The organism is Shimia sp. FJ5, from assembly GCF_032918335.1.
GTDB lineage: Bacteria > Pseudomonadota > Alphaproteobacteria > Rhodobacterales > Rhodobacteraceae > Shimia > Shimia aestuarii_A.
Genome location: NZ_JAWJUV010000002.1, coordinates 49,356 through 61,641 on the forward strand (window position 1 = coordinate 49,356; position 12,286 = coordinate 61,641).

At 61.2% G+C, this 12,286-nt stretch carries 10 protein-coding genes; all 10 read left to right on the forward strand.

Going from position 1 to position 12,286, the window contains the following annotated elements; translation table 11 throughout:
• The first annotated feature begins 153 nt into the window (after positions 1–153).
• The 10 genes from R1W01_RS06800 to gmd all read left to right on the forward strand — a co-directional run bounded on the left by R1W01_RS06800 (position 154) and on the right by gmd (position 12,286).
• Positions 154–1,077 (forward strand): glycosyltransferase family 2 protein, encoded by a 924-nt coding sequence (locus R1W01_RS06800; RefSeq protein ID WP_297755034.1) that lies wholly within the window; start codon positions 154–156, stop codon positions 1,075–1,077.
• Positions 1,078–1,971: a glycosyltransferase gene (locus R1W01_RS06805; RefSeq protein ID WP_297755031.1), complete on the forward strand. Its 894-nt coding sequence runs from the start codon at positions 1,078–1,080 to the stop codon at positions 1,969–1,971.
• Positions 1,972–2,141: 170 nt separating this feature from the next.
• A complete protein-coding gene (gene rpsT / locus R1W01_RS06810; RefSeq protein ID WP_243613580.1) occupies positions 2,142–2,405 on the forward strand; it encodes a 30S ribosomal protein S20 in 264 nt (87 codons plus the stop codon).
• A 527-nt stretch (positions 2,406–2,932) separates the two neighbouring features.
• Entirely contained in the window at positions 2,933–4,306 is a 1,374-nt protein-coding gene (gene dnaA, locus R1W01_RS06815) for a chromosomal replication initiator protein DnaA (protein ID WP_243613581.1), read from the forward strand.
• Between the two features lie 214 nt (positions 4,307–4,520).
• A complete protein-coding gene (dnaN, locus tag R1W01_RS06820; protein ID WP_243613582.1) occupies positions 4,521–5,639 on the forward strand; it encodes a DNA polymerase III subunit beta in 1,119 nt (372 codons plus the stop codon).
• A 61-nt stretch (positions 5,640–5,700) separates the two neighbouring features.
• A complete protein-coding gene (recF, locus tag R1W01_RS06825) occupies positions 5,701–6,813 on the forward strand; it encodes a DNA replication/repair protein RecF (RefSeq protein WP_297755025.1) in 1,113 nt (370 codons plus the stop codon).
• Between the two features lie 17 nt (positions 6,814–6,830).
• Complete coding sequence (locus R1W01_RS06830) at positions 6,831–7,349, forward strand: hypothetical protein (RefSeq protein WP_297755022.1); 519 nt, start codon at positions 6,831–6,833, stop codon at positions 7,347–7,349.
• 119 nt (positions 7,350–7,468) lie between these two features.
• Positions 7,469–9,886, forward strand: coding sequence for a DNA topoisomerase (ATP-hydrolyzing) subunit B (gene gyrB / locus R1W01_RS06835; RefSeq protein ID WP_297755020.1), 2,418 nt, complete (start codon positions 7,469–7,471; stop codon positions 9,884–9,886).
• A 76-nt stretch (positions 9,887–9,962) separates the two neighbouring features.
• Positions 9,963–11,078, forward strand: a complete 1,116-nt coding sequence (locus R1W01_RS06840) for a glycine cleavage T C-terminal barrel domain-containing protein (protein WP_297755017.1) — start codon at positions 9,963–9,965, stop codon at positions 11,076–11,078.
• A gap of 89 nt (positions 11,079–11,167) precedes the next feature.
• Positions 11,168–12,286 carry a GDP-mannose 4,6-dehydratase gene (gene gmd / locus R1W01_RS06845; RefSeq protein WP_243613586.1) on the forward strand — a complete coding sequence of 373 codons (1,119 nt, stop codon included), beginning with the start codon at positions 11,168–11,170 and terminating at the stop codon, positions 12,284–12,286.

Sequence of the window (12,286 nt, forward strand, 5' to 3'; positions counted from 1 at the left end):
GCCGAAAACCCGCACCACCGCAATACCGACGTGATACCGACGCGATACAGACCCTTGTTTTTCGCGCTTTCAAACTCGTAAGAATGAAGAAACGACCTCGCTATGCAGGCGCGTGCCGGGCCGTCCTGTCATCGTCGTCGTCGGAACCGCTCAATGAGTCCTTCCCCAAATCGCACCCCCCCGTCCTCGACCTGCGTCGCGATTTGCACCTGTGATCGACATGCCCACCTGCACAAACTCCTGTCGCATATGCCGCACAGCTTCGAAGGTCAGCAGGTCACGATCTTTGTCGCCGACAACGGCAATGCCAGCGCCGCCAAGACCCTCGACCCGTTCCGCGATCGGTTCGACATTCACTATCTTCGCGTCGCGCAATCCGGGGTTTCACCGGCCCGAAACGCCGTCCTGCGCGCCGCCTTTGATGCGGGCTATGCCTTTGTCGCCTGCATCGACGATGACGAATGGCCAACGCCGCAATGGCTCACCAGCCTAAGCGCCCCCGGCCTTGCAGGGCAGGCCGATATCGTCATTGGCCCGTCCAAGGCCGACCTGCAACAGAACGATCCAAGCTGGATCATCGACGGTGCGCTGCTCGACCGCTATGGCCTCTTGTTCGGCACCCATAACATCCTGCTAAGCGCCGCCGTCATGCCCCCCTCCGAGACGGACTGGTTCAAGGATGAGTTCGCCCATAGCGGCGGCGGGGATTGGGAATTCATTACGCGGATGGCAAAGGCCGGCGCCCGGCTGGCCTATGCGCCTGATGCGCTGGTGCACGAACATGTGCCCGCACGGCGTAAGACGATCCGCTATTTCCTATCGCTCGGTGTGCGCGAAGGCACCACCTTCGTCAAAGCCGCCCGCCTGCAAAACAAGGGCAGACTGCGCCCTGTGTTGCTGTCCCTACGCGAGATGCTGCGCAAGATCGGGTTCGGGCTGTATCACATCGCCCTCTCTCCGACCGCGCGCTGGCACCTTGTGCGCGCAGGCATGGATTTCTCTGCCGCCGCCGCGATTCTCCCGGCCCTGCTTGGACAGAGCTTTGCCTTCTATGGCCGTGAGCGGACGCGCTCCTGAATGGAATCGCCCCCCCGCATATCCGTCGGCGTCGCCCTAAGCACATGTGACAGACCCGCCTATCTGCGCCACTTGCTCGCAACCCTGCAAAACGATCCAACCAGCCCCGAGATCGCCATCTACGTCGCCGACAATGGCCATGCTTCGATGCAAGAGATCGCTGCCGAGTTCGGCGTACAATACCGTCGCATCGACGCACCGGGCATCTCGGTGTCCCGCAATGCGGCGCTCGACATGGCTGTATCTGGCGGGCACGCCTATATTGCCTTTATCGACGATGATGAATGGCCCGCGCCGGGCTGGCTCGCCGCGCTCCTTGAAACCGCAACACGCCAAAAGGCCCAGCTCGTCGGTGGCCCGGCCCTGCCCGATCCGAACGCCACCATTCCGCAATGGCTTCATGAGGGCGATTATCTCGCCAAGGGACCGGACAACTACGGCACCTACAATCTCCTGATCGAGACCGCCGCGCTGCCGCCGCGCGGAGAATGGTTTTCCGATCATTGCAATCTCGTCGGTGGCGAGGATGACGAGATGATCCGCCGTATTCGCGCAAAAGGTGCCCGGTTTGTCTACTGCGAGGCGGCCCTCGTCTATGAACACGTGCCGCCAAGTCGACTTCACCCAAGCCGCTATGTACGCAACGGCCTGCGCCAAGGCGCCACCGCGGTCGCCGCCATGCGTTTCCGTGGCGTCTCGCCCCTGCGCATGTGGCAACGAATCTTGGCCCGCGCGTCTCGAAAAACTGCCTTCGGCCTCTATCACCTGCTCCTCATCCCAACCGGCTATTGGCACCTTGTTCAGGCCCGAAAGGACTTTGCCACCGCCCGCAGCCTGATTCTAAGCGGTCTCGGCAAACGCTATGTCTTCTATAGCCGTGATGCAGACCACTAGGGCCGCCACAGTTTCCTGTTTGCATCCTTGGCAAAAACCTCTATAGACCGCCGTCATACATGCGCGTGCAGCCCGCTCAGGCTTGAATCGATTCTCCCCAGACGGAGAGATCCCGTTCGGGTCGTGGCACGCATTTAACGAACTGAACAAACGACAAGGATCTTAGATTCATGGCAAATTCGCCCCAGGCAAAGAAACGCGCGCGTCAGAACGAACGCCGCTTCGCCGTCAACAAAGCTCGCCGCTCGCGCATCCGTACTTTCCTGCGCGGCGTTGAAGAAGCCATCGCATCCGGCGACAAGGAAGCAGCGACCGCAGCTCTGCGCGCAGCTCAGCCCGAACTGATGCGTGGCGTCTCCAAAGGCGTTTACCACAAGAACACCGCGTCGCGTAAAATCTCGCGCCTCGCAGCGCGCGTCAAAGCGCTCGGCTAAGGCGTTCGGCCGGATTTTACGGCCAACTCGTTGATAGAAAAGGCGTCCTGCATGGGACGCCTTTTTTGCATCTTTTAGGCATCTTCAGGGCGCGAGAGATTCTTTTCCACAAAACACAGAGTCAAGTTCGAAGATCGGTTGCCCGAGCCGTAATCCAGTTGCTAATTTCAGACCTGCGAGTCACTTCGCCCTGGGGGGACAGGTTCACACAACGGTCGATTTAGACCGCTCTATTCGATACGGCACCGATGCCTGCTTCGGAGTTTCGAGTCGGATCAAGAGGTTCTTGTTGTGCGACGCCATCGGCGTCATGTCTGTCTTCTCTTCATCAAGCGCAACCTGCGCGCACGCTAAGCCTACCCGCCATGTGGGGACATGGACGGGGTCAAGAAGGCTTTGCCTGTGCAGGTTGAAACGTTGAAGGCCCCAAGACCGTGACACGCGGGAATTGCTGGTATCGTGGGCAACCACGCGGGGCTTCTGCGGCCCATGTATATATAGGGCTTAAGGCCTGGGAACGGGGACAGATGACGAAAGAACAATGGGGTGCACTGCAACAGGATCTTCTCAAGACGGTGGGCGAGAACAACTACAAGACATGGATCGCACCGATTGAGTTTGCCGAAGTGAGCGAGGGCGTCGCGACGTTCCATGTTCCGACCAACTTCATCGGCAATTACGTCTCACAGAATTTCGGGGATTTGATCCTGCATCGCCTGACCAGCCTTGGCGAGCAGGTTCAACGCATCCATTTCACCGTCGCCGCCAACTCGACCGCGCGTCCGGGCCCCCGTGTCGTGTCCTCCGCGGCCCCGTCCGAGGACTCCAAGACACCGGCACCTGCCGCAAAGCGGGGGGATTTGCCGGGCGCACCGCTCGATCCGCGCTTTACCTTCGAGACCTTCGTGGTCGGCAAACCGAACGAGCTTGCCAACGCCGCCGCGCGCCGCGTTGCCGAGGGCGGTCCGGTGACGTTCAACCCGCTCTTTCTCTATGGCGGCGTCGGCCTTGGTAAAACGCACCTCATGCACGCAATCGCATGGGAGCTGCAATCGCGCCGTCCGGATCTCAACGTGCTTTACCTCTCTGCGGAACAGTTCATGTACCGCTTTGTTCAGGCCCTGCGCGATCGCAAGATGATGGACTTCAAAGAGCTTTTCCGTTCGGTCGATGTTCTCATGGTGGATGACGTGCAATTCATCTCGGGCAAGGATTCGACACAGGAAGAATTCTTCCACACGTTCAACGCCCTCGTGGATCAGAACAAACAGATCATTATCTCCGCCGACCGCGCACCGGGCGAGATCAAGGATCTTGAGGACCGGATCAAATCGCGCCTGCAATGCGGCCTCGTCGTCGATCTGCACCCGACGGATTACGAACTCCGCCTCGGCATCCTGCAATCCAAAGTCGATCAATATCGCGCGCAGTATCCCGAACTCGTGCTTCAGGACGGCGTGCTCGAATTCCTCGCTCATCGCATCTCGACCAACGTGCGTGTGCTTGAAGGCGCTTTGACCCGTCTCTTCGCCTTCGCCTCGCTTGTCGGCCGTGAAATCACCATGGATCTGACTCAGGACTGTCTGTCTGATGTCTTGCGGGCCTCCGAGCGCAAGATCACCGTCGAAGAGATCCAGCGTCAGGTCTCCGAGCACTACAATATCCGCCTGTCCGACATGATCGGCCCCAAGCGCGTTCGCACGTTGGCCCGCCCGCGTCAGGTCGCGATGTACCTGAGCAAGCAACTGACCTCGCGCTCTCTGCCCGAGATCGGCCGCCGCTTTGGTGGGCGCGATCATACAACGGTCATGCACGGCGTGAAGCGCATCGAAGAGCTGCGCACGCAGGACGGCCAGATTGCAGAAGACCTCGAGATGCTGCGCCGGACGCTCGAAGCCTGAGCAACGTCCCGATACAAACACGCGAAAGCCACGCCCGTAAACGGCGTGGCTTTCGCCGTTTCGGCCCCTGTCCCCTTGATCTTGGCCCAAATACTCCCGCCAGAGGCGCCATCCACCTTGACGCCCCCGACGATTAAGCCGACAAAAGCAAAAAAGCTTGCGTCAGAAGGGGAAACAGCTAGTTTGCCCCTCCCGGCAACCGGAGGATATCGGTATGAAAATCAGCATCGAACGCGCCATCCTGCTCAAGGCTGTCAGCCAGGCGCAATCCGTCGTGGAACGACGCAACACCATCCCGATTCTTGCCAACGTCCTGATCGAGGCCGAAGGCAACACGGTGCAGTTCCGCGCCACCGACCTCGACATCGAAGTGGTCGACAAGGCGCCCGCCATGGTCGAACGCGCCGGGGCGACCACTGTGGCCGCAACGACGCTGCATGAAATCGTCCGCAAACTGCCCGATGGCGCACTTGTGACGCTGACCGACGATGGCGCGTCCGGTCGTCTGACCGTCGAGGCGGGCCGCTCCAACTTCTCGCTGGCCACTCTGCCCAAAGAAGATTTCCCGGTCATGGCCTCGTCGGAATATGCGTCGAACTTCTCGGCTCCCGCGCCGGTGCTGCGCCGCCTCTTCGACAAATCGAAATTCGCTATCTCGACCGAGGAAACCCGCTATTACCTGAACGGCGTCTACATGCATGTCTCCGACGGTGAAGGCGGCAAGGTGCTGCGCTGCGTCGCGACCGATGGCCACCGCCTCGCCCGCATTGATGCCGACCTGCCCGATGGGGCCGCCGACATGCCCGGCGTGATCGTGCCGCGCAAGACCGTTGGCGAGCTGCGCAAGCTTCTCGAAGATGACGAGATGCAGATCGCTGTTTCTGTCTCCGAAACCAAGATCCGTTTCGCGACCCCCGACATCACCCTGACGTCCAAGGTCATCGACGGCACCTTCCCCGACTACACCCGCGTCATTCCGCAGGGCAACACCCGCAAGCTCGAGGTAGACGCCGCCGAATTCGCGCAGGCCGTGGACCGTGTCGCGACGGTTTCGTCCGAACGCTCTCGCGCGGTGAAACTGCAACTCGATGAAGACCGCCTCGTCCTCTCCGTCAATGCCCCCGATAGCGGCGCGGCAGAGGAAGAACTTGCCGTGGCCTATAGCGACGAGCGCCTCGAGATCGGCTTCAACGCCAAGTACCTGCTCGAAATCGCGAGCCAGGTCGACCGCGAGAACGCTGTCTTCATGTTCAACTCTGCCGGTGACCCGACGCTCATGCGCGAAGGCAACGACACCAGCGCGGTTTATGTCGTCATGCCGATGCGCGTGTGACGGGGCGCGGAATTTTCCCAGAATTCCGGCCCGTTTTCTTTGAAAGAAAACGGACGCGCCCATGACCCGCCTCGCGATCACCCATCTGACGCTGTCGCATTTCCGCTCGCACCGCAAAGGCGCGATCGATTGTGATGCGCGGCCCGTCGCGATCTACGGGCCGAACGGCGCGGGCAAGACCAATATCCTCGAGGCGATTTCGCTGTTTTCGCCCGGTCGCGGCCTGCGCCGCGCCAGCGCCGAGGACATGACCCGCCGCCCTGAAGCCTTGGGATGGAAGTTGACGGGACATCTTCACTCCCTCGACCGCCTGCACGAGATCGAGATCTGGTCCGAAAGCGGCGCGGCCCGGCAATTGCGCATCGACGGCAAGACCGCCCCGCAAACCGCCCTTGGCCGCATCGCCCGCGTCCTCTGGCTCATCCCCGCGATGGACCGGCTCTGGAACGAAGGAGCCGAGGGACGCCGCCGTTTCCTCGACCGCATGGCGCTCTCCTTCTTTCCGGCCCATGCCGAGGCCGCGCTCGCCTATGAGAAATCCATGCGCGAGCGCAATCGCCTCCTCAAGGATCAGGTCCGCGATGCCGCTTGGTACGGTGCGCTTGAATCGCAGATGGCCGACGCCGCCGAGGTTATTCACGCAAATCGCCTCGCGACCATCGCCTATCTCGCCTCCGCACAGGCCAATGCCGAGACCGCTTTTCCCGTCGCTGACCTGAGCCTGATCCATGCCGAGGGCGATATGCCCGACACCGCCGCTGCCCTGCGCGCCGCCTTTGCCGAAAGCCGCCCCCGCGATCTCATGGCCGGTCGGACGCTCATCGGCCCGCATCGCAGCGACCTTGACGCCACATTCGCGGCCAAGGGTGTCCCGGCCCGCGATTGTTCCACTGGTGAGCAGAAGGCTCTCCTGATCTCGCTGATCCTCGCCAATGGGCGGGCGCTCGCCGCAGAATTCGGCGCGCCGCCAATCCTCCTTCTCGACGAGGTCGCCGCCCATCTCGACGCCACCCGCCGCGCCGCGCTCTACGATGAAATCTGCGCCCTCGGTGCGCAGGCCTGGATGACGGGGACCGGGCCGGAACTGTTTGCAGAACTCGGCGAGCGGGCGCAGCATCTGGAGGTTACGGAAGAGGGCGGACTCAGTAAGATACGAAACCTTTCCTTGGAATAATGGGGGGCAATCACCAAATGGCTCGACGATCTGAAGAGGACATACGGGTTGAAATAGATCAGGCAGATGCGGTTTTGCGTATTTTTGAAGAATATCAACGACGTCGATATCCGGCGGACTTCCCTGAGCATGACCCGAATATGCGGCTTCCGGATAAGGAGCAATGGATATCTGGCCTGCGGTCTCAGGGTGCGACCTGGTCACAAATATTGAGTGGCTATGAAATGGCGATTAACGACCATCTGGCAGCGTTCTCGATGTCCGGTCCCGATGTAGCGGCCTATTCGGAAGGTTTGAGAAGGTTTTTCAGGGAGCGCGCCGGCGAGGATCTGTTTTCGGTGGTCAAGCCGCCAATGCGCAAGCTCAAGGCAATAGCAAAACGCGGGCGGATCAAGGATGAGGTGGACTACTATCTCGTAAAGGAATGCGCTCAGTCGCTTTCGGGTGATCCCAGATTTGCCGATCTTGCCGAAACGCTTATGACCTGTCTTGCGGAGTTTGAACTCGCGGTTTCGGAAACTGGTGACGGAGGCTGACTCTCTCAGGTTGAAGGCAGTTTTCAGGCTCGCCGAATCGGTAAAAAATCTTGTCTCATTTGCGTGACATTCCCCGCCAAAACCCATATTTTGACCGGACTGAGTAGGGGAAAAACCACATGTCCGAAGAGACACAGAACAATCCGGAGTATGGCGCGGAATCTATTAAGGTTCTCAAAGGCTTGGAAGCCGTGCGCAAACGTCCGGGGATGTATATCGGCGATACCGACGACGGCTCCGGCCTGCACCACATGGTCTATGAGGTCGTGGATAACGGCATTGACGAGGCATTGGCCGGTCACGCCGACGCCGTCACCGTCAAGATCCACGCCGATTCCTCTGTGTCTGTCTCCGACAACGGGCGCGGGATTCCCGTCGATATCCACAAGGAAGAAGGCGTCTCCGCGGCCGAAGTCATCATGACCCAGCTGCACGCTGGCGGTAAGTTTGACTCCAACTCCTACAAGGTCTCCGGCGGCCTGCACGGCGTGGGTGTCTCGGTTGTGAACGCCCTCTCCGATTGGCTCGAGCTGCGCATCTGGCGCAACGGCAAGGAACATGTCGCCCGTTTTGAGCGTGGTGAGACCGCCGAACACCTCAAGGTCGTCGGTGATTGCGGCGACCGCACCGGGACCGAGGTCCGCTTCCTCGCCTCGACCGACACGTTTTCGAACCTCGAGTATTCCTTCGAGACGCTCGAGAAACGCCTACGCGAACTGGCCTTCCTCAATTCCGGTGTCCGCATCATCCTCGAGGATGAACGCCCTGCCGAGCCGCTTCACTCCGAGCTTTTCTACGATGGTGGGGTGAAAGAATTCGTCAAATACGTCGACCGTCACAAGACCGCGCTTATGGACGCGCCGATCTACGTCAACGGCGAGCGTGACGATATCGGCGTCGAGGTCGCGATGTGGTGGAACGACAGCTACCACGAAACCGTCCTGCCCTTTACCAACAACATTCCCCAGCGCGATGGCGGCACCCATATGGCGGGCTTCCGAGGCGCGCTGACCCGCACCCTGCAGAAGTATGCGCAGGAAAGCGGCATCGCCAAGAAAGAGAAAATCACCTTTACAGGCGACGACGCGCGCGAGGGCCTGACCTGTGTCCTGTCCGTCAAGGTGCCGGACCCGAAATTCTCGTCCCAGACCAAGGACAAGCTCGTCTCCTCCGAGGTGCGCCCCGCGGTCGAGGGTCTGATGAACGAAAAGCTCTCCGAGTGGTTCGAGGAAAACCCCAACATCGCCAAGATGATCGTGACCAAGATCCTCGAGGCCGCCCATGCCCGCGAAGCCGCCCGTAAGGCGCGTGAACTGACCCGGCGCAAATCGGCGATGGACGTGAACTTCCTCGCAGGCAAGCTCAAGGATTGCTCGGAAAAGGATCCGTCCCAAACCGAAGTTTTCCTCGTCGAGGGGGACTCCGCTGGTGGCTCGGCCCAAACGGGCCGCGATCGGCGCACGCAAGCGATCCTGCCTCTGCGCGGTAAGATCCTCAACGTAGAACGCGCGCGGTTTGACCGGATGCTCTCGTCGCAGGAAATCGGCAACCTCGTCATGGCGCTCGGGACCGGCATTGGCCGCGACGAATTCAACCTCGAGAAACTGCGCTACCACAAGATCGTCATCATGACCGACGCCGACGTGGACGGCGCGCACATCCGCACGCTGCTCCTGACCTTCTTCTACCGCCAGATGCCGGAACTGATCGAGAAGGGCCATCTCTTCATCGCCCAGCCGCCGCTCTACAAGGTCGCGCGCGGCAAATCCGAGGTCTACCTCAAGGACCAGGCGGCGCTTGACGATTACCTGATCGATATGGGCGTTGATGGCGCGACGCTGCGCCTTGGCTCTGGCGAAGATATCGTCGGACAAGACCTCACCCGCGTGGTCGGCGAAGCGCGGCAGCTCAAGCGCGTGCTTGATGCCTTCCCGACGCATTACCCGCGCCATATCCTCGAACAGGCCGCCATCGCCGGGGCCTTCGTGCCCGGCGCGGTCGATGCCGACCTGCAAGGCGTGGCCGACAAGGTCGCCGCCCGCCTCGACCTGATCGCGCTTGAATATGAGCGCGGCTGGACCGGGCGCATCACGCAGGATCACGGCATCCGCCTCGCCCGCATCCTGCGCGGCGTCGAAGAAGTGCGCACCCTCGATGGCCCGATGCTGCGTTCTGGCGAAGCCCGCAAGACCGGCAGCTTCACCCAGAGCCTTCAGGACATCTACAACACCCCCGCGACCCTGCATCGCAAGGATCGCTCGCAGCTTATCTACGGCCCGCTCGACCTCCTCGACGCGATCCTGAGCGAGGGTGAAAAGGGTCTGACCCTGCAACGCTACAAGGGCCTTGGCGAGATGAACCCGGATCAGCTTTGGGAAACCACGCTCGACCCGGATGCGCGCACCCTTCTACAGGTCAAAATCGAGGACATGGCCGAGGCCGACGACCTCTTTACCAAGCTGATGGGCGACGTGGTCGAGCCGCGCCGCGAATTCATCCAGAAGAACGCGCTCAGCGTGGAAAACCTCGACTTCTGAGCCCGCGACTCAGCCTTGTTTTCCAAGCGCGGCGTCGGTCCCCCGGCGCCGCGTTTTTCATGAAAAGGAACGCCCGATGAGCTACCGCCTCCATATCGGCCCGAACATCCGCAAATCCCCCTATTTCGACGCGACCGTGCGCGACGGGGTGGCGACCTTCTCGGTCTACAATCACATGTTCATCCCCGGCAATTTCGGCGACCCGGAGGCCGAATATGACCGCCTCCTGAACGGTGTCGCCATGTGGGACGTCGCCGCCCAGAGACAGGTCGAGCTTCACGGCCCCGACGCAGGTGCCCTCGCGCAATATCTCACACCCCGCAATCTCGACGCGACTAAGGTCGGCCAAGGCCGCTATGTCCCGATCTGCGACCATGACGGCCACCTGATCAACGACCCAGTCCTGCAAAAGCTTTCCGAGGATCGCTATTGGCTCTCCATCGCCGACAGTGACCTCCTCCTTTGGACCAAGGCCATCGCTCATGAACGCGGCCTGAACGTCGCTGTGCAAGAGCCGGACGTTTCCCCCCTCGCGATCCAAGGTCCAAAGGCCGAGGACGTGACCGCCGCGCTTCTTGGCGACTGGGTGCGCGACCTCAAGTATTTTTGGTTCCGCGAAGTGATGCTCGACGACATGCCGCTCCTCGTCGCCCGCTCTGGCTGGTCAAAACAGGGCGGGTTCGAGCTTTACCTGCGCGACGCCCGCTTTGGCACCGCTCTTTGGGACCGCGTGAAGGAGGCTGGCGCGCCCTTTGGCATCGGCCCCGGCGCCCCAAACGACATCGAACGCCTCGAAAGCGGGCTGATCTCCTACGGCGCCGACATGCGCCATCAGACCCACCCCGTCACACCTTTCGAGATGGGCTTTGGCAAGATGCTCGACCTCGATGGCCCGCATGAGTTCGTCGGCAAACCGGCCTTACGCGCCTTGCGCGAAAGCGGCCAGACCCGCCGCCGCACCGGTCTTGTCCTCGACGGCGCGCCGGTCGCAGGCAATGAACACCCCCTGCCGCTCTTTCACGAGGGCAAGGAGGTCGGCTTTGCCGCCGAAATCGCCTTCTCCAAACGCCTCGGCAAGAATATCGGCGTTGGCCTCGTCGCTGTTGATCTGCCCACGGGCACAACCGGCCTCTCCGTCGCGCTTGCAGAAGGCCCTCGAACGGTGACACTGGCCGACCTGCCCTTCGCCTGAAGCCCTTTTTGCTTTCAAACAAGGCCCCAAAAGCGTAGACGAGACCCGAAATATCGCCCCCTTACGGGCCGTGAATGAGGACGCAGACGATGAAAAAAGCCCTGATAACCGGCGTCACAGGTCAGGATGGCTCTTACCTTGCCGAATTCCTGCTCGAGAAAGGCTACGAGGTCCACGGGATCAAGCGCCGCGCCTCCTCGTTCAACACCCAGCGGATCGACCACATCTTCCAAGACCCGCACACGACCAATGCCCGGCTCAAGCTGCATTACGGCGACCTCACCGATAGCTCGAACCTGACCCGCATCCTGCAAGAGGTGCAGCCAGACGAGGTCTATAACCTCGCCGCCCAGAGCCACGTCGCCGTGAGCTTTGAGAGCCCCGAATATACCGCCGACGTGGACGCCACCGGCACGCTGCGCCTACTCGAAGCGATCCGCTTTCTCGGTCTCGAGAAAAAGACCCGCTTCTATCAGGCCTCGACCTCCGAACTCTACGGTCTCGTGCAGGAAATCCCACAGACCGAAACCACCCCCTTCCACCCACGTAGCCCCTACGCAGTGGCCAAGATGTATGCCTATTGGATCACGGTGAACTACCGCGAGGCCTATGGCATGTATGCCTGCAACGGCATCCTCTTCAATCACGAGTCCCCCCGCCGCGGCGAGACTTTCGTGACCCGCAAGATCACCCGCGGCCTCGCCAACATCGCCCAAGGGTTGGAGCCTTGCCTCTACATGGGCAATATCGACGCCCTGCGCGATTGGGGCCACGCCAAGGATTACGTCCGCATGCAGTGGATGATGCTGCAACAGGAGACACCGGACGACTTCGTGATCGCCACGGGCGTGCAATATTCCGTCCGCCAGTTCATCGAATGGACGGCGGCCGAGCTTGGCATCAAAGTCCGCTTCGAAGGCGAAGGGCTTGAGGAAATCGGCATCGTCGAAGCGATCGAGGGCGACGACGCCCCCGCGCTCTCCGTCGGCGACGTGATCCTGCGCATCGACCCGCGCTATTTCCGTCCCGCAGAGGTCGAGACCCTTCTCGGAGACCCCTCCAAGGCCAAGGCCAAACTTGGCTGGACCCCGGAAATCACCGTGCAGGAAATGTGCGCCGAGATGGTCGCCCATGATCTCAAGAACGCCCGCCGCACCCGCCTTCTGCGCGAGCACGGCCTCGAACTCCCGGTCTCAACGGAAAGCTGA

Coding starts and splice junctions, on each gene's coding strand:
- R1W01_RS06800 (WP_297755034.1), top strand. CDS start 154: ATGAGTCCTTCCCCAAATCGCACCCCCCCGTCCTCGACCTGCGTCGCG.
- R1W01_RS06805 (WP_297755031.1), top strand. CDS start 1,078: ATGGAATCGCCCCCCCGCATATCCGTCGGCGTCGCCCTAAGCACATGT.
- rpsT (WP_243613580.1), top strand. CDS start 2,142: ATGGCAAATTCGCCCCAGGCAAAGAAACGCGCGCGTCAGAACGAACGC.
- dnaA (WP_243613581.1), top strand. CDS start 2,933: ATGACGAAAGAACAATGGGGTGCACTGCAACAGGATCTTCTCAAGACG.
- dnaN (WP_243613582.1), top strand. CDS start 4,521: ATGAAAATCAGCATCGAACGCGCCATCCTGCTCAAGGCTGTCAGCCAG.
- recF (WP_297755025.1), top strand. CDS start 5,701: ATGACCCGCCTCGCGATCACCCATCTGACGCTGTCGCATTTCCGCTCG.
- R1W01_RS06830 (WP_297755022.1), top strand. CDS start 6,831: ATGGCTCGACGATCTGAAGAGGACATACGGGTTGAAATAGATCAGGCA.
- gyrB (WP_297755020.1), top strand. CDS start 7,469: ATGTCCGAAGAGACACAGAACAATCCGGAGTATGGCGCGGAATCTATT.
- R1W01_RS06840 (WP_297755017.1), top strand. CDS start 9,963: ATGAGCTACCGCCTCCATATCGGCCCGAACATCCGCAAATCCCCCTAT.
- gmd (WP_243613586.1), top strand. CDS start 11,168: ATGAAAAAAGCCCTGATAACCGGCGTCACAGGTCAGGATGGCTCTTAC.